The following is a 25,287-nucleotide window of genomic DNA, read 5'->3' as shown; positions in this document are numbered from 1 at the left end:
GGATGGGGCTGCAAAGCGGCCCCAATGCTTCAGGCAGATGCCGGCTCGAAAGCCCCACGCTGCCGGGTCAACACCACCAACCCGGCAGCCCCCAGCGCCATCAGCAACGGCAGCGCGTGGCCACTGAGCCACTGGCTTCCAGCCCCTGCAAGCAACGGCCCGAGCAGGCAGCCAATACCCCACAGTTGTGCCACATGGGCATTGGCCCGCACCAGTTCATCATCGCGGTAGCGCTCGCCGATCAACACCAGCGACAAGGTGAACAGGCCCCCGGCACTGGCCCCGAACAACACCCACAACGGCCAGATCAGCGGCGTTTGCAGCAGCAGCGGAATGACCAGGCTGGACACCAGCAAGGTCACCGCACAGCCAGTGAACAAGGCACGTCGCGACATACGGTCGGCCATTGCGCCAATAGGCAGCTGCAACACCGCATCGCCGACCACCACGGTACTGACCATGAACAGGGCAATTTCGGTACTGAAGCCCTGCTGCAGGCAGTACACCGGCAACAAGGTCAGGATCATTGCCTCGAACGAGGCGAACAGGGCGATGGCCCAGGCAATCACCGGCAAACGCCGGCAGAAGGTGAATAGGTCGCTGAAGGTGACATTGCAGGCTTCGGTGCTCGGTGCGCCGCCACGCCCCAGGAGAATCAGCGGTGCCACCAGTAGCAAGCCGGTAGCGGCCCAGAAGCCAAAGTCATCATCGGAGCCGAGAAAGCCGAGCACCAACGGCCCGGCCAGCTGGCTGAGGGCATAGCTGCTGCCATACAGCGCCACCAGGCGGCCACGCCACTGCTCGACCACCAACTGGTTGATCCAGCTCTCGCCGAGGATGAACACCACGGTCAGCGACATACCGATCAGCAGGCGCAGCAGCAGCCACAGCGGATAACTGGGCAGCAAGGCGACCAGGCCGATCGACAGCGCCCCGCCCCACAGGCACAGGCGCATGGCTGAAGGGACGCCGACCCAGCCGGCCAGGCGGCTGGCCAGGCTGGCGCCGACCAGTACACCCAGCGCCGGCATCGCGGCCATCACGCCAATGGCGAAGCTACCGTAGCCCCACGCCTCCAGGCGCAGGGATACCAGCGGCATGCTCACGCCGAGCGCCAGCCCGACGCTGAGCACTGATGCCAGTACGGCGAAGTAGGTCCCCCAACGCATTGCAGCCTCCCAGGCAGACATTCGAACAGCAGAAACGACGAAGCCGGGCAGCGTGAGCCAACCCGGCTATTGTTGGGGCTGCCGTGCAGACCATCGCCGGCAAGCCTGCTCCCGCCGGTACTGCACAAACCTGAAGGTAGCGCGGTCAAGTGGGAGCTGGCTTGCCGACGATCGGGCCGCAAAGCGGCCCCCTGGGGTTACAGCTTGATCCAGGTCGCCTTCAGCTCGGTGTACTTCTCCAGCGCGTGCAGCGACTTGTCACGGCCGTTACCCGACTGCTTGAAGCCACCGAACGGCGCGGTCATGTCGCCGCCATCGTACTGGTTGACCCAGACGCTGCCAGCGCGTACGGCACGAGCGGTCTTGTGCGCCTTGGAGATGTCCGAGGTCCAGATACCCGCCGCCAGGCCATACGGCGTGTCGTTGGCGATGGCCACGGCCTCTTCGGCGGTATCAAAGGCGATCACCGACAGTACCGGGCCGAAGATCTCTTCCTGGGCGATCTTCATGGCATTGGTCACGCCGTCGAAGATGGTCGGCTCGACATAGGTGCCGCCGGTCTCTTCCAGGGTGCGCTTGCCGCCAGCCAGCAGCTTGGCGCCGTCCTTGTGACCAGCCTCGATGTACGACAGCACGGTGTTCATTTGCTGGGTATCGACCAGGGCACCGACAGTGGTCTGTGGGTCCAGCGGGTTGCCCGGCTTCCAGCCTTTCAGGGCCTCGACCACCATGGGCAGAAACTTGTCCTTGATCGAACGCTCGACCAGCAGACGCGAACCTGCGGTGCACACCTCACCTTGGTTGAAGGCGATGGCACTGGCTGCGGCCTCGGCAGCGGCTTGCAGGTCCGGGGCGTCGGCGAAGACGATGTTCGGGCTCTTGCCGCCCGCCTCCAGCCAGATGCGCTTCATGTTCGATTCGCCGGCATAGACCATCAGCTGCTTGGCGATCTTGGTCGAGCCGGTGAACACCAGGGTATCGACATCCATGTGCAGGGCCAGGGCCTTGCCCACGGTGTGGCCGTAGCCTGGCAGTACGTTCAGTACGCCAGCCGGAATACCGGCTTCGATGGCCAGTTGGGCGATACGGATGGCGGTCAGCGGCGATTTTTCGGACGGCTTGAGCACCACCGAGTTACCGGTGGCCAGGGCCGGGCCGAGTTTCCAGCAAGCCATCAGCAGGGGGAAGTTCCACGGTACGATGGCACCGACCACGCCCACTGGCTCGCGGGTGACCAGGCCAAGCTGGTCATGCGGAGTCGGGGCGACTTCGTCGTAGACCTTGTCGATGGCTTCGGCGGTCCAGTGGATGGCATTGGCAGCGCCCGGGATGTCGATGCTGGAGGAGTCGCCGATGGGCTTGCCCATGTCCAGGGTTTCCAGCAGCGCCAGTTCTTCGACGTTCTTGCGCAGCAGGTCGGCGAAGCGGATCAGCTTGGCCTTGCGCTTGGCCGGGGCCAGTTGCGACCACACGCCGGAGTTGAAGGTGGCACGGGCGTTTTCCACAGCGCGGTTGGCATCGGCCAGGTCGCAGCTGGCAACCTTGGCCAGGAAGCGTCCGTCGACCGGACTCAGGCACTCGAAGGTTTCACCGGATGCGGCATCGGTGTATTCGCCGTTGATGAAGGCACGGCCTTCGATCTTCAGTTGCTGGGCACGCTGTTCCCAGTCCGCACGAGTCAGGGTGGTCATACGAAACTCCTCCTCTTGTTTAGGTGCAACGCCGCACTGAGGACTCGCTGGCGTTGTCAGAATTCTGGCCGGGCGACAAGCGCACACTGGCAGGCAATACCCTAAACCAGGCCGGGCAAACTATCAATATATTTGACACGGAGGCCTCAAAAGCCTACTGATGTGCATTTTATTAAACAACAACAGGAGCCGAACCATGAGCATTGCCAGCATCATCGACTTCGCCCAGGTCATCACCGAGGCCGAACGCTACCGCCCGGCGGCGGAAAAAATCCTCAAGGGCGAGCCGGACCAGGCGGTCTATAACCATTATTTCAGCCCGTGCGGGCAGTTTGCCGCCGGCGTATGGGAAGGCGAAGTGGGACAGTGGACAGTGAACTATACCGAGCATGAATACTGCGAGATCGTCCAGGGCGTGTCGGTGCTGCGCGACCAGGACGGCGCGGCCAAGACCCTGCGCGCCGGTGACCGGTTCGTGATCCCGGCTGGCTTCAAGGGCACCTGGGAGGTGCTGGAGCCTTGCCGCAAGATTTATGTCATGTTCGAGCAGAAGTAAGACCCTGGGGCTGCTTGCAGCCCGGGCTTCTGCAGGCATAAAAAAACCCGCCTCCTTTCGGAAGCGGGTTTTTTCAGGTCGCCGATCAATTACTTGATCTTGGCTTCCTTGTACACCACGTGCTTGCGAACAACCGGATCGTATTTCTTGATCTCGATTTTGTCCGGAGTGGTGCGCTTGTTCTTGTCGGTGGTGTAGAAGTGGCCAGTGCCAGCACTCGAAACCAGACGGATCAATTCACGCATGACGTTCTCCTTAGAACTTTTCGCCGCGAGCGCGCAGCTCGGCCAGCACTACGTCGATACCACGCTTGTCAATGACGCGCATGCCTTTGGCGGATACGCGCAGACGCACGAAACGCTTCTCGGACTCAACCCAGAAACGGTGGTGCTGCAGGTTCGGCAGGAAACGACGACGGGTTTTGTTGTTTGCGTGGGAAATGTTGTTCCCGGTTACTGGACCCTTACCAGTAACTTGACAGACTCTCGACATGACTCAGCCCTCTAAAACCACATGCCCAACCCGGCATGGGTTGGCCGCTTAATCTCTCAGTCTTTGGCGCCTGGGCGCCGTGATTCTGGAGGTCTTACCGACCGGATACGCTGACGCGACAGGCCGAGCCCCTAGAAAAGAGCGCTGCTTTATACCAGAAAGACTTGGCCACAACAACAGAAGATACATTTCCGGCGCCGGCCAAGCGCGCCGGGGCAGCATAGCGGCAGGCGCCGCCAGCCGTCGACCGCTCGTCGCCAGTTTTGTAAAAAAGGGTGTGGTCATTTTCCGACAGCCGCACTAGGGTAGGCCTTTTCCAGACTGCACTGGCAGATGGGCCACTGACAGCCAAGGAGCCACCATGCGTGCCGCCGCCCTTTCCTTATTGTTCAACTCCGTGTTCGCCGCCAGCGCCCTGTTCGCCGCCGGCGTTGCCCAGGCTGCACCGCTGAGCGTGTGCAGCGAGGCCAGCCCCGAAGGCTTCGACGTGGTGCAGTACAACTCGCTGACTACCACCAACGCCACTGCCGACGTGCTGATGAACCGGCTGGTGGAGTTCGATGCGCAGCAAGGCAAGGTGGTGCCAAGCCTGGCGGCCAGCTGGACGGTATCGGCCGACGGCCTGGTCTATGACTTCACCCTGCGCAACGACGTGAAGTTCCACACCACCGCCTACTTCAAGCCCAGCCGGGAGCTGAACGCCGACGATGTGTTGTTCAGCTTCCAGCGCATGCTCTACCCCGCGCACGCCTGGCACAAGACCGCAGCGGGTGGTTATCCGCATGCCCAATCGCTACAGCTAGGCAGCCTGATCAAGGCAATCGAGGCACCGGCACCGAACACCGTACGCTTCACCCTCAACCACCCGGACGCCACGTTCCTTGCCACCCTGAGCATGGGCTTCGCCTCGATCTACTCCGCCGAATATGCCGACAAGCTGCTCAAGGCCGGCACACCAGAGAAGCTCAACAGCCAGCCGGTCGGCACCGGGCCATTCGTGTTCCAGCGCTTTCAGAAAGACGCCGTGGTGCGCTACCGCGCCAACCCTGACTATTTCGCCGGCAAGCCGACGGTCGACCCGCTGATCTTCGCCATTACCACGGACGCCAACGTCCGCCTGCAGAAGCTCAAGCGCGGCGAATGCCAGGTGGCCTTGTCGCCCAAGCCACTGGACATTGCCGAAGCCGGCACGGATGGCAACCTCAAGGTGGCGACTACCCCGGCCTTCATGACGGCCTTCGTCGCCATCAACAGCCAGCACCCGCCGCTGGACAAGCCGGAGGTGCGTCAGGCCATCAACCTGGCCTTCGACAAGCAGGCCTACCTCAAGGCCGTGTTCGAGGACTCCGCAGTGGCCGCCAATGGCCCCTACCCGCCCAACACCTGGAGCTACGCCAAGGACCTGCCCGGCTACCCGCTGGACCTGAAGAAAGCCAAGGCCCTGCTGACCAAGGCTGGCCTGGCGGAAGGCTTCAGCACCACGATCTGGACCCGCCCGTCGGGCAGCCTGCTCAACCCCAACCCCAGCCTCGGTGCGCAGATGCTGCAGGCAGACCTGGCCAAGGTTGGTATCAAGGCAGAAATCCGTGTGATCGAGTGGGGCGAGCTGATCCGCCGCGCCAAGGCCGGCGAACATGACTTGCTGTTCATGGGTTGGGCTGGTGACAACGGCGACCCGGACAACTTCCTCAGCCCGCAGTTTTCTTGCGCGGCGGTGCAGTCCGGGACCAATTTCGCCCGCTTCTGCGACAGCCGCCTGGACCAGCTGATCAGCGCCGGCCGCACCACCAATGACCAGAGCGTGCGCAGCCGGCTGTACCAGCAGGCGCAAACGTTGATTCAGCAACAGGCGCTGTGGGTGCCATTGGCGCACCCGACGGCAGCGACCTTGCTGCGCCGGGACGTCGAGGGGTACCAGGTGAGCCCGTTCGGGCGGCTGGATTTCAGCAAGGTGTCGGTCACCAGATAAGCTTGCACCGGCCCCTTCGCGGATAACCCCGCGACGGGGTCGGCGCTGGTAGCCACAAGACTACCAGCTTGCCTCAGGCCACAATCCACCCATGCTCGACCATCGAAAGCGGCTCACCGTCGCCAATGATGATGTGGTCCAGCACCCGCACATCGATCAACGCCAGCCCGCGCTTCAACGACAGGGTCAGATGCACATCGTCCTGGCTCGGCTCACTGTTGCCCGAAGGATGGTTATGGCAAAGGATCAATGCCGCCGCGTTATGCAGCAAGGCACGCCGTACCACCTCTCGCGGGTAGACACTGGCCCGGTCGATCGTGCCCCGGAACAGGATCTCGAACGCCAATGGCCTGTGCCTGGTATCGAGAAACAGGCAGCCGAACACCTCACTGGCCTCATGTCGCAGCATGGCTTTCAAATAGCGCCGCACCGTTTCCGGGCTGTCCATGGCAGACTCACGTTCGATCGAAGTTGCAAGGTGCCTGCGCCCGATCTCGAGCAACGCCTGCAACTGGCTGTACCTCACCGGGCCAAGTCCAAGCTCGCCCACGAAAGCCTCACGATCAGCCTCCAGCAATTGGCGCAAGCTACCGAACTTCACCAGCAACCCTCGCGACAGCTCCACGACATTGCGCCCGCGCACGCCCGAGCCGAGAAAGACAGCCAGCAACTCTGTATCTGTCAGGCTCCCCGCCCCGCGCTGCAACAATTTCTCCCTCGGCCGCTCTTCAGCCGGCCACTCCCTGATATTCATCCCGTCCCGTTACCCTTGCTGCGGCCGATTTCGGCCCTGTGTTAATCTATTTCGCCTCGTACATGCGACGTTCTGCCGCAGGCATTCCCAAACGTCGTCGCCCGCTCTCACTGGAAAAAGGCAAGCCTATGCAGCGGCTGTATCGCAAGCGCATCGTTCTCGGCGTAGGTGGCGGCATTGCCGCCTACAAAAGCGCCGAACTGATTCGCCGACTCCTGGAGCACGGCGCGCAGGTGCGCGTCGTCATGACCCGTGGTGGTGCAGAGTTCATCACCCCGCTGACCCTGCAGGCGCTGTCAGGCCACCCGGTGCACATGGACCTGCTCGACCCGGCGGCCGAAGCGGCCATGGGCCATATCGAACTGGCCAAGTGGGCCGACCTGGTACTCATCGCCCCGGCTACCGCCGACCTCATGGCGCGCATGGCCCAGGGCATGGCCGATGACCTGCTGACCACCCTGGTGCTGGCGACCGACGCCACCGTCGCCGTGGCGCCGGCCATGAACCAGGCCATGTGGCGCGACCCGGCCACCCAGGCCAACCTCGAGCTGCTCAAGAGCCGCGGCATTCAGGTATTCGGTCCGGCGTCCGGCAGCCAGGCCTGTGGCGATGTGGGCCTGGGCCGCATGCTCGAAGCCACCGACCTGGCCTGGTGCGCCGCGGAAAGCTTCAAGCGCCAGGCATTGACCGGCAAACACGTGCTGATCACCGCCGGCCCGACCCAGGAAAACATCGACCCGGTGCGCTACATCACCAATCATAGCTCCGGCAAGATGGGCTTCGCCCTGGCCGAAGCGGCTGCGGAAGCCGGGGCCCGGGTCACCCTCGTCACCGGCCCGGTGCACCTGGCAACCCCCGACCGGGTCAGCCGCATCGACGTGGTCAGCGCGCGGGACATGCTCGCCGCCTGTGAAGCAGCCATGCCGTGCGACCTGTTCATCGCCTCGGCGGCGGTTGCGGACTACCGCCCTGAAGTCGTTGCCACACAAAAACTCAAGAAGGATCCTACGACCGGCGACGGCATGCTGCTGCAGATGGTGCGCAATCCCGATATCCTTGCCACCCTCGCCGGCCGTGCCGACCGCCCGTTCAGCGTCGGCTTCGCTGCCGAAACCGAACACTTGCTCGATTACGCTACGCGCAAGCTCAAGGACAAGAATCTCGACCTGATCGTCGCCAATGATGTGGCCAACCCCAGCATCGGCTTCAACAGCGAGGAAAACGCCTTGACCGTGATCGACCGCCAGCAGCACCAGACCCTCTTCGCGCAGACCAGCAAGGGCAAGATTGCCCGGCAACTGGTCGCCTTCATCGCCGAACGGCTCAATCAGGTTCAATAAGTTACATGCACGCTCTTCAAGCCAAGATCCTCGACCCACGCCTGGGCAGCGAATTCCCGCTGCCAACCTACGCCACCCCCGGCTCCGCCGGCCTCGACCTGCGCGCCCTGCTCAAGCAAGACACCGTCATCGAGCCAGGCCAGACCCTGCTGATTCCGACCGGCCTGTCGATCTACATCGGCGACCCGGGCCTGGCGGCGGTGATCCTGCCGCGCTCGGGCCTGGGCCATAAGCACGGCATCGTGCTCGGCAACCTGGTCGGCCTGATCGACTCGGACTACCAGGGCGAGCTGATGGTGTCGTGCTGGAACCGTGGCGACACCCCATTCACCATAGCGGTGGGCGAACGTATCGCCCAACTGGTGCTGGTACCGGTGGTACAGGCCCATTTCGACATCGTCGAAGCGTTCGATGAAAGCCAGCGCGGTGCTGGCGGTTTCGGCCACTCTGGCAGCCACTGAGCCGACAGGTGACCGTTCAGGCCAAGGATGGCGAACTCTCTGGCAAAACTACCGTCCAAGCGTTCAGTTTGCGCCTGCCCAGTAAGCCTTTGACTAATGGAGCTTCCAGAGATGAACGACATGGCCCACCTGGTACCCGCCGCACTGCCAGACAGCATTTTCCGCGCGTATGACATCCGCGGCGTGGTCGGCAAGACCCTTCACGCCGAAACCGCCTACTGGATCGGCCGCGCCATCGGCGCACAGAGCCTGGCCCAGGGCGAACCGCAGGTTTCGGTCGGCCGCGACGGCCGCCTGTCCGGCCCGATGCTGGTCGAAGAGCTGATCAGGGGCCTGGCCGACGCCGGTTGCCACGTCAGTGATGTCGGCCTGGTGCCCACCCCGGCCCTGTATTACGCGGCCAATGTGCTGGCGGGCAAGTCCGGGGTGATGCTCACCGGCAGCCACAACCCGTCGGACTACAACGGTTTCAAGATCGTCATTGCTGGCGACACCCTGGCCAACGAACAGATCCAGGCCCTGCTGACGCGCCTGAAAACCAACAACCTGAGCCGCGCCGATGGCCGCGTGGAAAAAGTCGAGATCCTTGATCGTTACTTCAAGCAGATTGTCGATGACGTGAAGCTGGCGAAAAAGCTCAAGGTGGTGGTGGATTGCGGCAACGGTGCCGCTGGCGTGATCGCCCCGCAATTGATCGAGGCCCTGGGCTGCGAGGTGATCCCGCTGTTCTGCGAGGTCGACGGCAACTTCCCCAACCACCACCCGGACCCGGGCAAGCCGGAAAACCTCGAAGACCTGATCGCCAAGGTCAAGGAAACCGGCGCCGACATCGGCCTGGCCTTTGACGGTGACGGCGACCGTGTCGGCGTGGTGACCAACACCGGCAGCATCGTCTACCCCGATCGTCTGCTGATGCTGTTTGCCCAGGACGTGCTGTCGCGCAATCCCGGTGCCGAGATCATCTTCGACGTCAAATGCACCCGCCGCCTGACCCCGCTGATCAAACAGCACGGCGGCCGCGCACTGATGTGGAAAACCGGCCATTCGCTGATCAAGAAGAAGATGAAACAGACCGGCTCGCTGCTGGCAGGCGAGATGAGCGGTCACATCTTCATCAAGGAACGCTGGTACGGTTTCGATGACGGCATCTACAGCGCCGCGCGACTGCTGGAGATCCTCAGCAAGGCCGGGCAGAGTGCCGAAAACCTGTTCGCCGCCTTCCCGAACGATATTTCCACGCCGGAAATCAATATTGATGTGACCGACGAGGGTAAATTCAGCATCATTGATGCACTGCAACGCGACGCCGACTGGGGCGAAGCCAACCTGACCACCATCGACGGTGTGCGGGTGGATTACGCCCACGGCTGGGGCCTGGTTCGCGCCTCCAACACCACCCCGGTGCTGGTGCTGCGCTTCGAGGCCGACAGCGACGCCGAATTGCAACGTATCAAGGATGTTTTCCGTACCCAGTTGCTGCGGGTAGAGCCTGAGCTGCAACTGCCGTTCTGACCGACTATCTGTTCCTTACAGGAGCCCTGCATGACCCTCGATCGCGATGCCGCTTCCCATGTAGCCGAGGTTTTGTCCGAAGCACTGCCTTACATTCGCCGCTTTGTCGGCAAGACCCTGGTGATCAAGTACGGCGGCAACGCGATGGAGAGCGAGGAGCTCAAGACCGGCTTCGCCCGTGACATCGTGCTGATGAAGGCGGTAGGCATCAACCCGGTGGTGGTCCACGGTGGCGGCCCGCAGATCGGCGACCTGCTCAAGCGCCTGTCGATCGAAAGCCATTTCATCGACGGCATGCGTGTCACCGACGCGGCGACCATGGATGTGGTGGAAATGGTACTGGGTGGCCAGGTCAACAAGGACATCGTCAACCTGATCAACCGCCACGGCGGCAGCGCCATCGGCCTGACCGGCAAGGATGCGGAGCTGATCCGCGCCCGCAAGTTGACCGTCAGCCGCAAGACGCCAGAGATGACCACCCCGGAAATCATCGACATCGGTCATGTGGGTGAGGTGGTGAGTGTGAACACCGACCTGCTGAACATGCTGGTCAAGGGTGACTTCATCCCGGTGATCGCGCCAATCGGTGTGGGCGCCGACGGTGAGTCGTACAACATCAACGCCGACCTGGTGGCGGGCAAGGTGGCCGAGGCGCTGAAGGCCGAGAAGCTGATGCTGCTGACCAATATTGCTGGCCTGATGGACAAGCAGGGCCAGGTACTGACCGGCCTGACCACCGAGCAGGTCAACGAACTGATCGCCGACGGCACCATCTACGGTGGCATGCTGCCGAAGATCAAATGCGCGCTGGATGCGGTGCAGGGCGGCGTGAACAGCTCGCACATCATCGACGGTCGTGTGCCGAATGCGGTGCTGCTGGAGATCTTCACCGACAGCGGCGTGGGTACCCTGATCACTAACCGCAAGCCACGCTGACAGCCTGCAACGCCCTATCGCCGGCAAGCCGGCTCCCACCGCTATTGCACTGACCCCGGTTGGTGCAGAGCCTGGGAGCGGGCTTGCCGGCGATGCTTTTTGCCGCAAATACTGGCAAACTGCTGCCTCGCTACAACTTTGATCTTTTCTGGAGAAACTGCGTGAAATACGCATCACAAGGACTCGTGCTGGCAGCCGCCCTGGCTGTCGGGTCCCTCGCCGGCTGCGCCACCGAAACATCCACCGCTGTTGCCGTGCAACAGGTTGAAAGCGTCAGCCGCCCCTACAGCGGTGTGCGCGCACCGATCGCGGTCGGCAAGTTCGACAACCGTTCCAGCTACATGCGCGGCATCTTTTCCGATGGCGTCGACCGCCTCGGCGGCCAGGCCAAGACGATCCTCATCACCCACCTGCAGCAAACCAACCGCTTCAACGTACTCGATCGCGACAACATGGGCGAGATCCAGCAGGAAGCCGCAATCAAGGGCCAGGCCCAGCGCCTGAAAGGTGCCGACTTCGTGGTCACTGGCGACGTTACCGAGTTCGGCCGCAAAGAGGTTGGCGATCACCAGCTGTTCGGCATTCTCGGCCGCGGCAAGACCCAGATCGCCTACGCCAAGGTGGCGCTGAACATCGTCAACATCAGCACCTCGGAAGTCGTCTACTCCAGCCAGGGTGCCGGTGAATACGCCCTGTCCAACCGCGAGATCATCGGCTTTGGCGGCACCGCCAGCTATGACTCCACGCTCAACGGCAAGGTACTCGACCTGGCCATGCGCGAAGCCGTCAACAAGCTGGTGAACGCCGTCGAAAGCGGTCAGTGGAATCCGAAGGCCCAGTAACAGACTCTTCCAGGAAGGACTCCTACATGAGCATCACCCTCTCGGCCGTGCGCAGCTGCGCCGGCCTGGTGCTGGGCAGCATCCTGCTGGCCGGCTGCATCGCGCCCAAACCGCTGTACCAGTGGGAAAGCTACCAACCCCAGGTGTATGGCTACCTCAAAGGCGATTCGAAAGAGGAACAGGTCACCGCGCTGGAGCGCGACCTGGAAAAGATCAAGGCCAAGAACGGCGCCGTACCACCCGGCTACCATGCGCAGCTGGGCCTGCTGTATTCCAGCCTCGGCAAGGATGACCAGATGATCCAGCAGTTCCGCACCGAAAAGGCGCTGTTCCCGGAATCGGCGACGTACATGGACTTCCTGATGAACAACGCGAGCAAGGGGGCCAAGCAATGATCAAGCGCCTGAGCCAACTGATCACCGCCGCTTGCGTGCTGGCCCTGTTCGCTGGCTGCGCCGAGCGCAAGACCATCGACTATTCGGCCTACAAGCAGAGCCGGCCGAAGTCGATCCTGATTCTCCCGCCACTGAACGAGTCGCCGGATGTGAAGGCGACCTACAGCATGTTGTCGCAGGTCACCTACCCGCTGGCCGAGGCAGGCTACTACGTGATGCCCGTGGCGCTGGTGGACGAGACTTTCCGCCAGAACGGCCTGACCACGCCGGCCGACATCCACCAGCTGCCAATGCCCAAACTGCGTGAGATCTTCGGCGCCGATGCCGCGCTGTATGTGACCGTATCGGACTACGGTACCCGTTACATGGTGCTGAGCAGTGCGACTATCGTCACGGCCAATGCCAAGCTGGTCGACCTGAAGACCGGCACCACGTTGTGGACTGGCAGCGCCACGGCTTCCAGCCAGGAGAATCAGCAGAACCAGGGTGGCCTGGTCGGCATGTTGATCGTTGCGGCAGTCAACCAGATCGTCAGCAGCGTGCAGGAAGATGCCGGCTACCCCATCGCCGGCATGACCAGCGCACGCCTGCTGACGCCACATCCGAACGGCGGCATTCTCTACGGGCCGCGTTCGCCCAAGTACGGCACTGACTGACTGCTGCCTGTGCCGGTTCCTCGTGGGCATGCCCGCGCATAACCCGCACAGATGACACAAAAAAGGCGACCTACACGCGAAGGTCGCCTTTTTCATTTCCAGGCCAGGATCAGATCCCGTATTGCGCCCGGTAGGCCTCGACAGCTGGCAGGTGCTGCTTCAGCTGCGGGTCATCGGCGAGGAATTCCAGCACCTGGGTCAGCGAAACGATGCTGACGACCGGGATACCGAAATCACGCTCCACTTCCTGGATCGCCGACAGTTCGCCATTGCCGCGTTCTTCACGATTCAACGCAATCAACACGCCGGCGGCCTTGGCCTGCTGGGCGTTGATGATCTGCATGACTTCACGGATAGCCGTACCGGCAGTGATCACGTCGTCGATGATCAGCACTTCACCGGCCAACGGCGCGCCAACCAGGCTGCCGCCTTCGCCGTGGTCCTTGGCTTCCTTGCGGTTGAAGCACCATGGCACGTCGAGCTGGTGCTGCTCGGCCAGGGCTACAGCAGTCGCCGCCGCCAGCGGGATACCCTTGTAGGCCGGGCCGAACAGCACGTCGAACGGGATCTTGCTGTCGACGATGGCCGCCGCATAGCAACGGCCCAGCTGAGCCAAGGCAGAACCGCTGTTGAACAGGCCGGCATTGAAGAAATACGGGCTGGTACGCCCCGATTTCAGGGTGAACTCACCGAAACGCAGTACCCCGCGATCGATGGCAAAACGGATGAAGTCGCGCTGATACGGCTGCATGGATAGTCCCGGACACCACGGATTTAGCTAAATGGGTTGAGCTCGGGTATCATACACGCACGAGATTTTTGGGGCCATTTATGCGGATCATCAGTGTGAACGTAAATGGCATTCAGGCTGCGGCCGAGCGTGGTTTGCTCAGCTGGCTGCAAGCCCAGAATGCCGACGTCATCTGCCTTCAGGATACCCGCGCCTCGGCCTTTGAACTCGATGACCCAGCTTTCCAGCTCGATGGCTATTTCCTTTATGCCTGCGACGCGGAGGTGCCTGCCCAAGGTGGTGTGGCCCTGTATTCGCGAATGCAGCCCAAGGCAGTCATCACCGGCCTGGGCTTCGAGACAGCCGACCGCTACGGGCGTTACCTGCAAGCAGATTTCGACAAAGTCAGTATTGCCAGCCTGCTGCTGCCTTCAGGCATGAACGGCGACGAGGACTTGAACCAGAAGTTCAAGTTGATGGACGACTTCGCCAAGTACCTGGACAAGCAGCGTCGCAAGCGTCGTGAATATATCTACTGCGGCTCGTTCTACGTGGCGCAGCAGAAGCTCGACATCAAGAACTGGCGTGACAGCCAGCAATCGCCGGGCTTCCTGGCACCGGAACGCGCCTGGATGGATGCGATCACCGGCGAGATGGGTTACGTCGATGCCCTGCGCGAAGTCAGCCGTGAAGGCGACCAGTACAGCTGGTGGCCAGACAACGAGCAGGCCGAGATGCTCAACCTGGGCTACCGGTTCGACTACCAGATCCTCACGCCGGGCCTGCGCCGCTTCGTGCGCAACGCCCGCCTGCCGCGTCAGCCGCGCTTCTCCCAGCATGCGCCGCTGATTGTCGACTATGACTGGACGTTGACCATCTAAAAGCCGATTGGGGCCGCATTGCGGCCCCAATTGCTATTTGATCGGTCGCCAGATCATTGGGTAGCGATACGGCTTGCCTTCATTGGCCCGCACCGCCGCAATGATGATCAGCACCAGCACCGCGACCATCAGCATGGCGAACAGCATCAGCCCAATGAACACGAACATCAGCAGGAAGCAGATGAACCCGGCAATGGTCACGCTGATCTGGAAGTTCAGCGCCTCCTTGCCCTGGGCATCGATGAATGGGTCTTGCTCGCGCTTGAGGTGCCACAGCACCAGCGGGCCCAGCAGGTGCCCGAGCGGCACCACCAGGCCCAGCAGCGCAGAAAGGTGACAGAACATCGCCCATTGCCGGACCTCGGCATTGGGCGGGGTGATCGACACGTTGGAATCGCTCATGCCCCGCACCTCCCTGGCTGGATTCAGTCGGCCAGTGCGGCCTGTTGCAGCTCGAAGATTTCCGCCATGCCCTTCTGTGCCAGGGCCAGCATGGCATTGAAGTCTTCGGGCTGGAATGGCGCACCTTCAGCGGTGCCCTGCACTTCGATGAAACCACCGGCGCTGGTCATCACCACGTTCAGGTCGGTTTCGGCGGCAGAGTCTTCCAGGTAGTCCAGGTCGAGCACGGCTTCGCCCTGGTACATGCCCACCGATACGGCGGCGATCATGTGCTTCAGCGGGTTACCGGCCTTCAGGCCGCCGCGCTTCTTGATCACTGCCAGCGCATCGCACAGGGCGACCATGGCACCGGTGATGGATGCAGTGCGGGTACCGCCATCGGCCTGAATCACGTCGCAGTCGATGTACAGGGTGATGTCGCCGAGCTTGCTCATGTCCAGCGCGGCGCGCAGCGAACGGCCGATCAGGCGCTGGATTTCCAGGGTGCGGCCACCCTGCTTGCCACGGCTGGCTTCGCGCTGGTTACGCTCCCCGGTGGAACGCGGCAGCATGCCGTACTCGGCGGTCAGCCAGCCCTGGCCCTGGCCCTTGAGGAAGCGTGGGACACCGTTTTCCACGCTGACCGTGCAGATGACCTTGGTGTCACCGAACTCGACCAGTACCGACCCTTCGGCGTGCTTGGTGTAGTTGCGGGTGATGCGGATCGAGCGGAGCTGATCGGCGGCGCGACCACTTGGACGTTTCATCTGGGATACCTGTACTGGGACTTTGAATCTGCCGAGCATTATAGAGCCCATGGCCCGGGGAGGACATGCCTATTGTCGTGCGCAGCGCTCTCCGTCGCCTTTTCCTACTGCCACAGCTGGCCCTCGGTAAGATGGTGGATTGGGCGCCAAGACGCCACTGCGCTACAATCCTGCACCTTGCAGCCGAGAGGCTCCCACCGTTCATTCATCTACGCGAGGTACTCCCATGGTGCACAGCATGACCGCTTTTGCTCGTGTCGAGCGCGCCGGCAGCCAGGGCACCCTGGTCTGGGAGCTGCGCTCGGTCAACCACCGTTACCTGGAGCCGCACCTGCGCCTGCCCGAAGCCCTGCGCGACCTTGAAGGCGGCGTGCGTGAAGGCCTGCGCCAGGGCCTGTCGCGGGGCAAGGTAGAATGTACCTTGCGCCTCAACGAAGACAGCAATGGCAAACCGCTGAAGGTCGACCGCGAACGCGCCGCGCAACTGGTCGCCGCCGCCGAGGAGGTGGCCGGCCTGATCAAGCAACCGGCACCGCTGAACCCGCTGGAAGTGTTGTCGTGGCCGGGCGTGCTGGTGGCCGACGCCAGCGACCCGCAAGCCCTTAATGCCGAAGCCATGGCCCTCTTCGACGAGGCGCTGGTCGAGCTCAAGGCCGGGCGCCAGCGTGAAGGCCAGGAGCTGGCCCGGCTGATCAACGAACGCCTGGACCAGATGGCCAGTGAGGTCACCACCCTGCGCGCCCTGGTACCGCAGATGCTGGCAGCACAGCGGCAGAAGATCCTCGACCGCTTTGGCGACATTCAGGCCGAACTTGATCCGCAGCGCCTGGAGCAGGAACTGGTACTGCTGGCCCAGAAAAGCGACGTGGCCGAAGAACTCGACCGCCTGAGCACCCACGTTACCGAGGTGCGTCGGGTACTCAAGGGTGGCGGCGCCGCCGGCCGGCGCCTGGACTTCCTGATGCAGGAACTCAACCGCGAGGCCAACACCCTCGGCTCCAAGGCCTTCGACCCACGCAGCACGCAAGCGGCGGTCAACCTGAAGGTATTGATCGAACAGATGCGTGAACAAGTACAGAACATCGAGTAAGGCCACCCCGACCATGAACCACAGCAGCGGCACCCTCTACATCGTTTCGGCCCCTTCGGGCGCCGGCAAGACCAGCCTGGTCACCGCCCTGACCAAGGACGACCCGCAGATCCGCGTCTCGGTCTCGCACACCACCCGTGCCATGCGCCCGGGCGAGCAGCACGGGGTGAACTATCACTTCGTCGTTCACGAGGAATTCAAGGCCCTGATCGCGCAAGGCGACTTCCTTGAGCACGCCGAGGTGTTCGGCAACTTCTACGGCACCTCGCGCAGTGCGCTGCAGCAAACGCTGGACCAGGGTTACGACCTGATCCTGGAAATCGACTGGCAAGGCGCCCAGCAGGTACGCAAGCTGATGCCGCAGGCGTTGTCGGTATTCATCCTGCCGCCGAGCCAGCAGGCCTTGCGCCAGCGCCTGGACGGTCGCGGGCAGGACAGTGAAGAGATCATTGTCGGGCGCATGAAGGAAGCGGTCAGCGAGATGGTGCACTACGACGAATATGATTACGTGATCATCAACGATGATTTCGACGTAGCGCTGGAGGATCTGAAGGCAGTGTTCCGCTCCAATCGCCTGCTGCTGAAGAAACAGCAACAGCGCAACAGCGGGCTGCTCAAAGAGCTGCTCTCCTGACAGACCGCGCGGGGCTGCTTTGTAGCCCAATCGCCAGCTTGCCGGCGATTGGGCCGTAACGCGGCTCTTTGCTTATTCCTGCAGTGGCAAGGTAGCCTGCTGACGCAGGGTAGCCCCGAGGAAATACGCCGGGGCGCGCATGCGCGACAGCATCATCAGCCCGATGCCGAGCACCGAAATGATCGCGGCGATCACGAATACCAACCCCAGTCCGCCCACATGCGAGCCACTGCCGAAGTCTGGCGAAGCGCTGTCGATGGCGGTACGCACGAAGATCACCGACAGTATCACCCCACCCACCAACGGGCACAGGCCACGCATGATGAAGTGGCGCAGGCTGTCGAACAGACTGTCGCGGAAATACCAGACGCAGGCGAATGCGGTCAGCGAATAATAGAAGCAGATCATCATGCCCAGGGCGGTAATGGTATCCGCCAGCACGTTCTCGCTCAGGGTACGCATGGTCACGTAGAACAGGCCCGCAGCCAGGCCGGCGCAGATCGTGGCGTAGCGCGGGGTTTGCGAGCGCGGGCAGACGCTGGCGAACTTTTGCGGCACCGCACCGTAGTAGCCCATGGCCAACAGCGTGCGCGCGGGCGCTACGAAGGTCGACTGCAGCGAGGCTGCGGTACTGGCCAGCACGGCAATGGACATCAGGATCGCCAGTGGCCCCATGACCGGCCCGGCCAGGTGAGCGAACACGTTTTCCTGAATGCGCGGGTTGTTCAGGCCCAGGCCAGACTCGCTGATCCCGGCAAACTGAAGGGTGGCGATCGCAGTGAACAGGTACAGGCCGAGAATCAACATCACCGTCCAGGTGGCCGCTTTGCCTGGCACCTCTTCACTGCCAACCGACTCTTCGCTGACGGTCAGGCAGGTGTCCCACCCCCAAAAGATGAAGATCGACAGCGACAGCCCGGCGGCGAAGGCCGAGAACGACTCGACACCGAACGGGTTGAACCAGGCGAAATCGAATTCCAGCGGCGGCGGCGCGGTGGCACCGTCGAAGGCGGCAAAGGCAAAGCCGATCAGCACCACCAACTGCAGCGCCACCAAGCCGTACTGCACGGTCATGGTGGTGGCGATGCCCCGACAGCAGATCCACACCGCCAGGGCAATGAACACGCAACAGGTCACCACGTTGATCAACAGATTGTCGGCCAGTGCCGCCAGCTCGTGGTGGCCGGTGATCTGGCCGAGGAACAGGTAGAAGAAGTCGACGGCCACGCCCGCCAGGTTCGACAGCACGATAGTGGTGGCGACTACTAACCCCCAACCTCCGATCCAGCCGATCATCGGGCCGAAGGCACGCGCCGACCAGGTAAATGATGTACCGCTGTCCGGCTCGGCCGAGTTCAGCTCGCGGTAGCCGAGGGCGACCAGCAGCATCGGCAGGAAGCCGACGATGAACACCGCTGGCAGGTGGGCACCGACCTCGCGCACGGTGGGGCCAAGTGCGCCGGTCAGGGTATAGACCGGGGCGATGGTCGAAATGCCCAGTACCACGCTGGCCAGCAAGCCCAGCCGGCCTTTGGCCAGGCCTTTGCTGCGCTGGGTATTGCCCGCGTCGGTCGCCACGTCGGGTGGGCGGCCGGCTTCTGTGTAATCGCTCATGAGTATTTGCCGTATATTTTGGAATTGTTTTCACTGGCCTTGCGCACAAGGCCCGCTTTCACTCATTGAAAGCTTGCTGCCGGGAACCAGTCATCCGAGACCTTCGGGTAACGTCAGAATGCCTTCTGCCGTGCGCCCTCCCGTGCTGCGTAGGCAATGCAAGCCTCGCGAAACGCCTGGAACAGACGCAGCGAGACCGGGTTTTCGGTAAATCGCCATTCCGGGTGCCATTGCACGCCAAGGACAAAGCCCGGCGCCGCAGGCATGGATACCGCTTCGATCAGGCCATCCGGGGCCCGTGCCTCGACGCGCAGGCCAGGGGCCAGGCGGTCGATGCCCTGGCTGTGCAGCGAGTTGACCTCGAACTGCGCAGCCAGGCCCAGGCGCTCGAACAACCCACCAGGCTCGATGCCGACGGGGTGGCGAGGGCCATATTGCACTTCCAGAGCTGCGTCCTCGGGTTCGCGGTGGTCCTGGTAACCGGGCAGCTCCTGCACGCGTTGGTGCAGGCTGCCACCCAGGGCCACGTTCAATTCCTGAAAACCACGACAGATGCAGAACACCGGCACCCCGGCAGCGATGGCCGCCTGCAGCAGTGGCAGGGTCAGGCGATCGCGTGCCAGATCGTGCCGGGTACCGGCCGCGCTGGGGGCGCCATTGTAATGATGTGGTTCGATATTTGAAGGCGAGCCGGTAAAGACGATGCCGTCCAGACGGGCCAGCAGCGCCTGCGTGTCGCTGCCACCGTCACGCGCCGGCAGGATCAGCGGCAGGCCAGCAAAGCCGGCCGCCTCGACATACTTGTCGCCCACCGTGTGCGACGGGTTCTTCCCCACCTGCTGGCGGCAGGCGCTGACACCGATCAAGGGGACCGCATTTGCGCTCATGGGCTTACACCGTGTGCAGGTACCAGTTGTACTCGAGGTCGGAGATCGACACTTCGAATTCGGCCAGTTCGCTTTCCTTGCAGGCCACGAAGATATCGATGTAGTCCGGGCTGATGTATTGGTTGAGCACTTCGCTGTCATCCAGCGCGCGCAGGGCGTCGCGCAGGTTGTTCGGCAGGCTCTGCTCCAGCTGCTCGTAGGAGTTGCCTTCGATCGGCTGACCCGGCTCAACCTGGTTGGTCAGGCCGTGGTGTACACCGGCGAGGATCGCCGCGAGCATCAGGTAGGGGTTGGCGTCAGCTCCGGCCACGCGGTGCTCGAGGCGGACATTGTCGCTGCTGTCGGTGGGCACGCGCACGGCCACGGTGCGGTTGTCCAGGCCCCAGCTTGGCGCATTGGGTACGTAGAACTGCGCGCCGAAACGGCGGTAGGAGTTGATGTTCGGGCAGAGGAAGGCCATCGACGCTGGCATGGTCTCCAGCACGCCGCCGATGGCATGGCGCAGCGCAGCGCTTTGCAGCGGGTCATCGCTGGCAAAGATGTTCTTGCCGGTCTTCCTGTCCAGCAACGAAATGTGCACGTGCAGGCCGTTGCCGGCCTGGCCCGGGTAGGGCTTGGCCATGAAGGTGGTGTCCATTTCATGGTCGTAGGCCACGTTCTTGATCAGGCGCTTGAGCAGGATCGCGTAGTCGCAGGCCTTCAGCGGATCAGCCACATGGTGCAGGTTGACTTCGAACTGCGCCGGGGCGCTTTCCTTGACGATGGCGTCGGCGGGCAGGCCTTGTTCCTTGGCTGCTTCGAGCATGTCCTGCAGGCAGTCGGCGTATTCGTCGAGGTCGTCGATCAGGTACACCTGGGTCGACTGCGGACGCTTGCCCGAAATAGGCGAGCGCGGCGGCTGCGGGCGACCGTTGAGGTTGTCCTGATCGATCAGGTAGAACTCCAGCTCGAACGCGGCGCAGATATCCAGGCCCAGGTCGTCGAACCGGCTCACCACCTGGCGCAGCACCTCGCGCGGGTCGGCGAAGAATGGTTCGCCTTCGAGCTCGTGCATGGTCATCAGCAGCTGGGCGGTCGGGCGCTTCTGCCAGGGCTCGTTGGAGAGGGTGCCAGGGATCGGGTAGCAGATGCGGTCGGCATCGCCGATATCCAGGCCAAGCCCGGTGCTCTCGACGGTGGAGCCGTTGATATCCAGGGCAAACAGCGACGCGGGCAGGTTGATACCCTTCTCGTACACCTTGTGCAGGCTGGCCCGCTCGATGCGCTTGCCACGTACCACGCCGTTCATGTCGGAAATCAGCAGGTCGACGTACTGCGTATCCGGATGGGCCTGGAGGAAGTCACTCATCTCGCTGGAAGAACTGGCGCACGGGATTACCGACGTCATGGCTGTACATCCTATGATTTGCTGCGGCGATGTGGGGATACGGCTGGCGCCTCAGGGGCGACGATGGTTGCAGCTGTTGTTCTTTTCACTTTCCCATCGTGGGGATTGGTTACCCGACCGGGCGCATTGATTCCCGGGGGCCGATTCACTATAAAATGGCCAAAACGCAACAGACATTGGCAATCCGGCAAGCAGAGCGTGCACCAATGCAATATCAGATTACCCATGCCGACCTTTCCCTGGTCCTGGCGCTGGAACGTGGTCGCTCACTGGCCAAGGCTGCCGAGCTGCTAAAGGTCGATGTCTCGACAGTGTTCCGCTCGATCCGCCGGCTGGAGTCGGCGCTGGGCACGGCCCTGTTCGTCAAGAGCCGCAAGGGCTACCTGCCGACCGATACTGCCCAGGCCCTGGCCGAGCAGGCCGAACGCGCCGAGCAGGCGCTGGAGGCGGCGCGTATTGCCATGACCAGTGGCGAGCAGGTGGTGAGTGGTACGGTACGGCTGACTTGCACCGAAGCGGTGATGCACAGCCTGCTGCTGCCGGCGCTGGCCGAGTTCATGCCCAACTACCCGGCGCTGTCGCTGGAAATGGGCACGTCCAACACCTTCGCCAACCTCAGCCGGCGCGATGCCGACATTGCCCTGCGCCTGACCAACACGCCGCCGGAGCACCTGGTCGGGCGCAATCTGGGATCTACTTCCTATGTGGTCTGCGGCCAGCCGCAGTGGCGCGAGCGCCTGGCCGAATCGCCGGCCGGCGTGCCATGGATCGCCCCGGACGATTCGATGCAGGACCACCCCACGGTGGTGTGGCGCAACCAGCAGCACCCGGGGTTGAGCCCACGCTATCAGTGCAGCGGCATGTCGACCATCGCCCAGCTGGTCACGGCCGGGTTGGGCGTTGCGGCGTTGCCGGATTACATGGTGCATGCACTGCCCGGGGTGGATGCGTTGAGCGGACCGCTGCCCGGCTGCGATACCCAGCTGTGGCTGCTGACCCGGCCGGACTGCCGGGCGTTGCGCTCGGTCCAGACCCTGTTCGAGGAGCTGACCCCGCGGTTGCGTGACGCGATGCTCTGAGGGTATCGTCAGGGTCATGCATCCAGGGTGTCTGTCCTGGCCCTTTCGCGGCTGAAGCCGCTTCCACAAGGGGGGTGGGGATGACCACGCGGCAAAACAGCGCTTCCCTATTGGCTGGTGATTTTTTAAACTATCGAGTCCGCCTGCCCATTATCGGGCTGCACGCCCACCGCAATTGCTACTGAGGAAGACCATGGCCCGCGTAACTGTTGAAGACTGCCTGGAACACGTGGATAACCGCTTTGAGCTGGTCATGCTCTCGACCAAGCGCGCTCGCCAGCTGGCGACCGGCGGCAAAGAGCCACGCGTTGCGTGGGAAAACGACAAGCCGACCGTTGTTGCCCTGCGTGAAATCGCCGAAGGCATCGTCACCAACGAATTCATCGCCGCAGAAGAGATCGTCACCGAGGATCCGGTGTTCGCCGCGTTCGAGGACGAGAACAACGAGGCTGTCTGATTGATGCCTGGTCGACGTCGCGCGGCGCAAGGCCCTCTTCCTCGGCAGGAGGTGAACCCATGCCGGGTATAGAAGCTTTGGCCGAACGGCTGTCGACCTACCTTGGCCCCGAACAGGTCAACCTGGTCCGGCGTGCCTATTTCTATGCCGAACAGGCTCACGACGGGCAGCGCCGCCGTAGCGGCGAGCCCTACGTGACCCATCCGCTGGCCGTGGCCAGCATCCTCGCCGACATGCACATGGACCATCAGAGCCTGATGGCCGCCATGCTGCACGATGTGATCGAAGACACTGGCATCGCCAAGGAAGCACTCAGCCAGCAATTCGGCGAGACCGTGGCCGAACTGGTCGATGGCGTCAGCAAGCTGACCCAGATGAACTTCGAGACCAAGGCCGAGGCGCAAGCCGAAAACTTCCAGAAGATGGCCATGGCCATGGCCCGCGATATCCGCGTGATCCTGGTCAAGCTGGCCGACCGCCTGCACAACATGCGCACCCTGGAAGTGCTGTCGGGCGAAAAGCGCCGGCGCATCGCCAAGGAAACCCTCGAAATCTACGCCCCCATCGCCAACCGCCTGGGCATGCACACCGTGCGCGTGGAATTCGAGGACCTCGGTTTCAAGGCCATGCACCCGATGCGCTCGTCGCTGATTCACCGGGCGGTGAAAAGCGCGCGCGGCAACCGTAAGGAGATCGTCGCCAAGATCGAGCACTCGCTGGCCAATTGCCTGGCCGCCGACGGCATCGAAGGCGAGGTCAGTGGCCGGCAGAAACACCTCTATGGCATCTACAAGAAGATGCGCGGCAAGCGTCGCGCCTTCAACGAGATCATGGATGTGTATGCCTTCCGCATCGTCGTCGACAAGGTCGACACCTGTTACCGCGTGCTGGGCGCCGTGCACAACCTGTACAAGCCGCTGCCCGGTCGCTTCAAGGATTACATCGCGATTCCCAAGGCCAACGGCTACCAGTCGTTGCACACCACGCTTTTCGGCATGCACGGCGTGCCCATCGAAATCCAGATCCGCACCCGCGAGATGGAAGAGATGGCCAACAACGGTATCGCCGCACACTGGTTGTACAAGTCCAACGACGACGAGCAGCCCAAGGGCAGCCACGCGCGAGCGCGTCAGTGGGTCAAGGGGATTCTCGAACTGCAGCAACGTGCCGGCAACTCGCTGGAGTTCATCGAGAGCGTGAAGATCGACCTGTTCCCGGACGAGGTCTACGTGTTCACGCCCAAGGGCCGCATCATGGAGCTGCCCAAAGGCTCCACGGCCGTCGACTTCGCCTACGCGGTGCACACCGACGTCGGCAACAGTTGCATCGCCTGCCGCATCAACCGCCGCCTGGCACCGTTGTCCGAACCGCTGCAAAGCGGCTCGACGGTGGAAATCGTCAGCGCCCCGGGCGCACGGCCGAACCCGGCCTGGCTCAACTTCGTGGTCACCGGCAAGGCACGTACGCACATCCGTCACGCCCTCAAGCAGCAGCGCCGTTCCGAGTCCATCAGCCTGGGCGAGCGCCTGCTGAACAAGGTGCTGGCCGGCTTCGACAGCAGCCTCGAAAGCATTCCGCCGGAGCGCATCCAGGCGATTCTCGCCGAGTACCGCCTGGAGCTGATCGAAGACCTGCTGGAAGACATTGGCCTTGGCAACCGCATGGCCTACGTGGTCGCACGCCGCCTGCTGTCGGCGGAAGGCGAACAACTGCCAGCGCCGGAAGGCCCGCTGGCAATCCGCGGTACCGAAGGCCTGGTGCTGAGCTACGCCAAGTGCTGCACGCCGATCCCCGGCGACCCGATCGTCGGCCACCTCTCCGCTGGCAAGGGCATGGTCGTGCACCTGGAAAATTGCCGCAACATCAGTGAAATCCGCCACAACCCGGAGAAGTGCGTGCAGCTCTCCTGGGCCAAGGACATCACCGGTGAGTTCAATGTCGAGCTGCGTGTCGAACTGGAGCACCAGCGCGGCCTGATCGCGCTGCTGGCCAGCAGCGTCAATGCCGCCGACGGCAACATCGAGAAAATCAGCATGGACGAACGCGACGGCCGTATCAGCGTGGTCCAACTGGTGGTCAGCGTGCACGACCGCGTGCACCTGGCGCGTGTGATCAAGAAGCTGCGTACCCTGACCGGTGTGGTCCGCATAACCCGCATGCGTACGTAGTCCGCCAACCGCAAGGAGTCATCATGAGCAAGACCGTCATCAACAGCGACAAGGCCCCTGCCGCCATCGGCACCTACTCGCAGGCGATCAAGGCCGGCAATACCGTGTACATGTCGGGCCAGATCCCGCTGGACCCGAAGACCATGGAACTGGTCGACGGCTTCGAAGCCCAGACCGTGCAGGTCTTCGAGAACCTCAAGGCCGTGGCTGAAGCCGCTGGCGGCTCGTTCAAGGACATCGTCAAGCTGAACATCTTCCTCACCGACCTGAGCCACTTTGCCAAGGTCAACGAGGTAATGGGCCGCTACTTCGAGCAGCCGTACCCGGCCCGCGCTGCCATCGGCGTTGCCGCGCTACCAAAAGGCGCCCAGGTTGAAATGGACGCCATCCTGGTCATCGAATGATGCCCCGGTGACGGGCGCCCCTGCCCGTCACCCTC

The 25,287-nt window shown here is 62.8% G+C and carries 26 protein-coding genes and 1 pseudogene; 16 read left to right on the top strand and 11 right to left on the bottom strand.

Annotated features, from left to right (window positions below):
- Positions 1-29 precede the first annotated feature (29 nt).
- Positions 30-1,169, bottom strand: a complete 1,140-nt coding sequence (locus ACVWZT_RS09310) for an MFS transporter (protein WP_296235013.1) — start codon at positions 1,167-1,169, stop codon at positions 30-32.
- A gap of 197 nt (positions 1,170-1,366) precedes the next feature.
- Complete coding sequence (locus tag ACVWZT_RS09305; RefSeq protein WP_186671873.1) at positions 1,367-2,860, bottom strand: aldehyde dehydrogenase; 1,494 nt, start codon at positions 2,858-2,860, stop codon at positions 1,367-1,369.
- A gap of 196 nt (positions 2,861-3,056) precedes the next feature.
- Here ACVWZT_RS09305 and ACVWZT_RS09300 point away from each other — a divergent pair, with 196 nt between their 5' ends.
- Entirely contained in the window at positions 3,057-3,416 is a 360-nt protein-coding gene (locus ACVWZT_RS09300) for a cupin domain-containing protein (RefSeq protein ID WP_457469050.1), read from the top strand.
- A gap of 89 nt (positions 3,417-3,505) precedes the next feature.
- Here the strand turns inward: ACVWZT_RS09300 and rpmG are convergent, their stop codons facing one another.
- Together rpmG and rpmB are read right to left on the bottom strand one after the other, a co-directional pair.
- Positions 3,506-3,661 (bottom strand): 50S ribosomal protein L33, encoded by a 156-nt coding sequence (rpmG, locus tag ACVWZT_RS09295; protein ID WP_003253507.1) that lies wholly within the window; start codon positions 3,659-3,661, stop codon positions 3,506-3,508.
- Between the two features lie 10 nt (positions 3,662-3,671).
- Positions 3,672-3,908, bottom strand: coding sequence for a 50S ribosomal protein L28 (rpmB, locus tag ACVWZT_RS09290; RefSeq protein ID WP_003258972.1), 237 nt, complete (start codon positions 3,906-3,908; stop codon positions 3,672-3,674).
- A gap of 361 nt (positions 3,909-4,269) precedes the next feature.
- Here rpmB and ACVWZT_RS09285 point away from each other — a divergent pair, with 361 nt between their 5' ends.
- Positions 4,270-5,877, top strand: coding sequence for an ABC transporter substrate-binding protein (locus ACVWZT_RS09285; RefSeq protein WP_296235011.1), 1,608 nt, complete (start codon positions 4,270-4,272; stop codon positions 5,875-5,877).
- Between the two features lie 73 nt (positions 5,878-5,950).
- On the opposite strand, the gene radC is transcribed toward ACVWZT_RS09285, so the two are convergent.
- The gene (radC, locus tag ACVWZT_RS09280) at positions 5,951-6,631 is read right to left on the bottom strand and encodes a RadC family protein (protein ID WP_296235010.1); all 681 of its coding nucleotides are present in this window, start codon (positions 6,629-6,631) and stop codon (positions 5,951-5,953) included.
- Between the two features lie 128 nt (positions 6,632-6,759).
- Here radC and coaBC point away from each other — a divergent pair, with 128 nt between their 5' ends.
- The 7 genes and pseudogenes from coaBC to ACVWZT_RS09245 all read left to right on the top strand — a co-directional run bounded on the left by coaBC (position 6,760) and on the right by ACVWZT_RS09245 (position 12,773).
- Complete coding sequence (gene coaBC / locus ACVWZT_RS09275) at positions 6,760-7,971, top strand: bifunctional phosphopantothenoylcysteine decarboxylase/phosphopantothenate--cysteine ligase CoaBC (protein ID WP_225779756.1); 1,212 nt, start codon at positions 6,760-6,762, stop codon at positions 7,969-7,971.
- A 5-nt stretch (positions 7,972-7,976) separates the two neighbouring features.
- Positions 7,977-8,432, top strand: a complete 456-nt coding sequence (dut, locus tag ACVWZT_RS09270; protein ID WP_457469048.1) for a dUTP diphosphatase — start codon at positions 7,977-7,979, stop codon at positions 8,430-8,432.
- 144 nt (positions 8,433-8,576) lie between these two features.
- Positions 8,577-9,944: pseudogene (locus tag ACVWZT_RS09265) on the top strand (phosphomannomutase/phosphoglucomutase); the annotation flags it as partial.
- Positions 9,945-9,974: 30 nt separating this feature from the next.
- Complete coding sequence (gene argB / locus ACVWZT_RS09260; protein ID WP_170033798.1) at positions 9,975-10,880, top strand: acetylglutamate kinase; 906 nt, start codon at positions 9,975-9,977, stop codon at positions 10,878-10,880.
- Positions 10,881-11,041: 161 nt separating this feature from the next.
- Positions 11,042-11,722, top strand: coding sequence for a CsgG/HfaB family protein (locus ACVWZT_RS09255; protein ID WP_296235008.1), 681 nt, complete (start codon positions 11,042-11,044; stop codon positions 11,720-11,722).
- Positions 11,723-11,748: 26 nt separating this feature from the next.
- Positions 11,749-12,117: a DUF4810 domain-containing protein gene (locus ACVWZT_RS09250; RefSeq protein WP_457469046.1), complete on the top strand. Its 369-nt coding sequence runs from the start codon at positions 11,749-11,751 to the stop codon at positions 12,115-12,117.
- Positions 12,114-12,773: a DUF799 domain-containing protein gene (locus ACVWZT_RS09245; protein ID WP_296235006.1), complete on the top strand. Its 660-nt coding sequence runs from the start codon at positions 12,114-12,116 to the stop codon at positions 12,771-12,773. The genes ACVWZT_RS09250 and ACVWZT_RS09245 overlap by 4 nt, the downstream gene beginning before the upstream one ends.
- A 109-nt stretch (positions 12,774-12,882) precedes the next feature.
- On the opposite strand, the gene pyrE is transcribed toward ACVWZT_RS09245, so the two are convergent.
- Entirely contained in the window at positions 12,883-13,524 is a 642-nt protein-coding gene (gene pyrE, locus ACVWZT_RS09240; protein ID WP_170033799.1) for an orotate phosphoribosyltransferase, read from the bottom strand.
- An 80-nt stretch (positions 13,525-13,604) separates the two neighbouring features.
- Between pyrE and ACVWZT_RS09235 the strand changes: the two genes are divergently transcribed.
- Complete coding sequence (locus ACVWZT_RS09235) at positions 13,605-14,384, top strand: exodeoxyribonuclease III (protein WP_003253401.1); 780 nt, start codon at positions 13,605-13,607, stop codon at positions 14,382-14,384.
- A 33-nt stretch (positions 14,385-14,417) separates the two neighbouring features.
- Here ACVWZT_RS09235 and ACVWZT_RS09230 read toward each other — a convergent pair whose 3' ends face one another.
- Positions 14,418-14,786 carry a DUF4870 domain-containing protein gene (locus ACVWZT_RS09230; protein ID WP_296235005.1) on the bottom strand — a complete coding sequence of 123 codons (369 nt, stop codon included), beginning with the start codon at positions 14,784-14,786 and terminating at the stop codon, positions 14,418-14,420.
- A gap of 23 nt (positions 14,787-14,809) precedes the next feature.
- On the bottom strand, positions 14,810-15,532 hold the full coding sequence (gene rph / locus ACVWZT_RS09225) for a ribonuclease PH (protein ID WP_225779760.1): 723 nt from the start codon (positions 15,530-15,532) through the stop codon (positions 14,810-14,812).
- Positions 15,533-15,758: 226 nt separating this feature from the next.
- Between rph and ACVWZT_RS09220 the strand changes: the two genes are divergently transcribed.
- Positions 15,759-16,622 (top strand): YicC/YloC family endoribonuclease, encoded by an 864-nt coding sequence (locus ACVWZT_RS09220; RefSeq protein WP_296235003.1) that lies wholly within the window; start codon positions 15,759-15,761, stop codon positions 16,620-16,622.
- A gap of 13 nt (positions 16,623-16,635) precedes the next feature.
- Entirely contained in the window at positions 16,636-17,256 is a 621-nt protein-coding gene (gene gmk, locus ACVWZT_RS09215; protein WP_457469044.1) for a guanylate kinase, read from the top strand.
- Between the two features lie 72 nt (positions 17,257-17,328).
- Here gmk and ACVWZT_RS09210 read toward each other — a convergent pair whose 3' ends face one another.
- The 3 genes from ACVWZT_RS09210 to ACVWZT_RS09200 form a co-directional block, all read right to left on the bottom strand.
- Positions 17,329-18,870, bottom strand: coding sequence for an APC family permease (locus ACVWZT_RS09210; RefSeq protein WP_406820389.1), 1,542 nt, complete (start codon positions 18,868-18,870; stop codon positions 17,329-17,331).
- 113 nt (positions 18,871-18,983) lie between these two features.
- Positions 18,984-19,757 (bottom strand): gamma-glutamyl-gamma-aminobutyrate hydrolase family protein, encoded by a 774-nt coding sequence (locus tag ACVWZT_RS09205; protein WP_457469042.1) that lies wholly within the window; start codon positions 19,755-19,757, stop codon positions 18,984-18,986.
- Between the two features lie 4 nt (positions 19,758-19,761).
- Entirely contained in the window at positions 19,762-21,105 is a 1,344-nt protein-coding gene (locus tag ACVWZT_RS09200) for a glutamine synthetase family protein (RefSeq protein ID WP_457472043.1), read from the bottom strand.
- A gap of 245 nt (positions 21,106-21,350) precedes the next feature.
- Between ACVWZT_RS09200 and ACVWZT_RS09195 the strand changes: the two genes are divergently transcribed.
- The 4 genes from ACVWZT_RS09195 to ACVWZT_RS09180 all read left to right on the top strand — a co-directional run bounded on the left by ACVWZT_RS09195 (position 21,351) and on the right by ACVWZT_RS09180 (position 25,252).
- Positions 21,351-22,223, top strand: coding sequence for a LysR family transcriptional regulator (locus tag ACVWZT_RS09195; RefSeq protein ID WP_296234998.1), 873 nt, complete (start codon positions 21,351-21,353; stop codon positions 22,221-22,223).
- Between the two features lie 193 nt (positions 22,224-22,416).
- Positions 22,417-22,680 (top strand): DNA-directed RNA polymerase subunit omega, encoded by a 264-nt coding sequence (rpoZ, locus tag ACVWZT_RS09190; protein ID WP_003253383.1) that lies wholly within the window; start codon positions 22,417-22,419, stop codon positions 22,678-22,680.
- Between the two features lie 59 nt (positions 22,681-22,739).
- On the top strand, positions 22,740-24,848 hold the full coding sequence (gene spoT / locus ACVWZT_RS09185) for a bifunctional GTP diphosphokinase/guanosine-3',5'-bis pyrophosphate 3'-pyrophosphohydrolase (RefSeq protein WP_457469040.1): 2,109 nt from the start codon (positions 22,740-22,742) through the stop codon (positions 24,846-24,848).
- Positions 24,849-24,871: 23 nt separating this feature from the next.
- Positions 24,872-25,252: a RidA family protein gene (locus ACVWZT_RS09180; protein ID WP_085621514.1), complete on the top strand. Its 381-nt coding sequence runs from the start codon at positions 24,872-24,874 to the stop codon at positions 25,250-25,252.
- Positions 25,253-25,287: the final 35 nt, after the last annotated feature.

The sequence above is a fragment of the Pseudomonas sp. TE21394 genome, assembly GCF_054057835.1.
This window is presented reverse-complemented; position numbering and strand designations above follow the sequence as displayed.

What these genes read in the sequence shown, in the direction of transcription:
- ACVWZT_RS09220 (WP_296235003.1), top strand. Translation starts at nt 15,759, where the DNA reads ATGGTGCACAGCATGACCGCTTTTGCTCGTGTCGAGCGCGCCGGCAGC.
- ACVWZT_RS09195 (WP_296234998.1), top strand. Translation starts at nt 21,351, where the DNA reads ATGCAATATCAGATTACCCATGCCGACCTTTCCCTGGTCCTGGCGCTG.
- ACVWZT_RS09310 (WP_296235013.1), bottom strand. Translation starts at nt 1,169, where the DNA reads ATGCGTTGGGGGACCTACTTCGCCGTACTGGCATCAGTGCTCAGCGTC.
- ACVWZT_RS09180 (WP_085621514.1), top strand. Translation starts at nt 24,872, where the DNA reads ATGAGCAAGACCGTCATCAACAGCGACAAGGCCCCTGCCGCCATCGGC.
- ACVWZT_RS09210 (WP_406820389.1), bottom strand. Translation starts at nt 18,870, where the DNA reads ATGAGCGATTACACAGAAGCCGGCCGCCCACCCGACGTGGCGACCGAC.
- ACVWZT_RS09200 (WP_457472043.1), bottom strand. Translation starts at nt 21,105, where the DNA reads ATGAGTGACTTCCTCCAGGCCCATCCGGATACGCAGTACGTCGACCTG.
- dut (WP_457469048.1), top strand. Translation starts at nt 7,977, where the DNA reads ATGCACGCTCTTCAAGCCAAGATCCTCGACCCACGCCTGGGCAGCGAA.
- ACVWZT_RS09285 (WP_296235011.1), top strand. Translation starts at nt 4,270, where the DNA reads ATGCGTGCCGCCGCCCTTTCCTTATTGTTCAACTCCGTGTTCGCCGCC.
- ACVWZT_RS09250 (WP_457469046.1), top strand. Translation starts at nt 11,749, where the DNA reads ATGAGCATCACCCTCTCGGCCGTGCGCAGCTGCGCCGGCCTGGTGCTG.
- argB (WP_170033798.1), top strand. Translation starts at nt 9,975, where the DNA reads ATGACCCTCGATCGCGATGCCGCTTCCCATGTAGCCGAGGTTTTGTCC.
- pyrE (WP_170033799.1), bottom strand. Translation starts at nt 13,524, where the DNA reads ATGCAGCCGTATCAGCGCGACTTCATCCGTTTTGCCATCGATCGCGGG.
- rph (WP_225779760.1), bottom strand. Translation starts at nt 15,532, where the DNA reads ATGAAACGTCCAAGTGGTCGCGCCGCCGATCAGCTCCGCTCGATCCGC.
- rpoZ (WP_003253383.1), top strand. Translation starts at nt 22,417, where the DNA reads ATGGCCCGCGTAACTGTTGAAGACTGCCTGGAACACGTGGATAACCGC.
- rpmG (WP_003253507.1), bottom strand. Translation starts at nt 3,661, where the DNA reads ATGCGTGAATTGATCCGTCTGGTTTCGAGTGCTGGCACTGGCCACTTC.
- ACVWZT_RS09205 (WP_457469042.1), bottom strand. Translation starts at nt 19,757, where the DNA reads ATGAGCGCAAATGCGGTCCCCTTGATCGGTGTCAGCGCCTGCCGCCAG.
- rpmB (WP_003258972.1), bottom strand. Translation starts at nt 3,908, where the DNA reads ATGTCGAGAGTCTGTCAAGTTACTGGTAAGGGTCCAGTAACCGGGAAC.
- ACVWZT_RS09305 (WP_186671873.1), bottom strand. Translation starts at nt 2,860, where the DNA reads ATGACCACCCTGACTCGTGCGGACTGGGAACAGCGTGCCCAGCAACTG.
- ACVWZT_RS09245 (WP_296235006.1), top strand. Translation starts at nt 12,114, where the DNA reads ATGATCAAGCGCCTGAGCCAACTGATCACCGCCGCTTGCGTGCTGGCC.
- ACVWZT_RS09230 (WP_296235005.1), bottom strand. Translation starts at nt 14,786, where the DNA reads ATGAGCGATTCCAACGTGTCGATCACCCCGCCCAATGCCGAGGTCCGG.
- coaBC (WP_225779756.1), top strand. Translation starts at nt 6,760, where the DNA reads ATGCAGCGGCTGTATCGCAAGCGCATCGTTCTCGGCGTAGGTGGCGGC.
- radC (WP_296235010.1), bottom strand. Translation starts at nt 6,631, where the DNA reads ATGAATATCAGGGAGTGGCCGGCTGAAGAGCGGCCGAGGGAGAAATTG.
- ACVWZT_RS09300 (WP_457469050.1), top strand. Translation starts at nt 3,057, where the DNA reads ATGAGCATTGCCAGCATCATCGACTTCGCCCAGGTCATCACCGAGGCC.
- ACVWZT_RS09235 (WP_003253401.1), top strand. Translation starts at nt 13,605, where the DNA reads ATGCGGATCATCAGTGTGAACGTAAATGGCATTCAGGCTGCGGCCGAG.
- spoT (WP_457469040.1), top strand. Translation starts at nt 22,740, where the DNA reads ATGCCGGGTATAGAAGCTTTGGCCGAACGGCTGTCGACCTACCTTGGC.
- gmk (WP_457469044.1), top strand. Translation starts at nt 16,636, where the DNA reads ATGAACCACAGCAGCGGCACCCTCTACATCGTTTCGGCCCCTTCGGGC.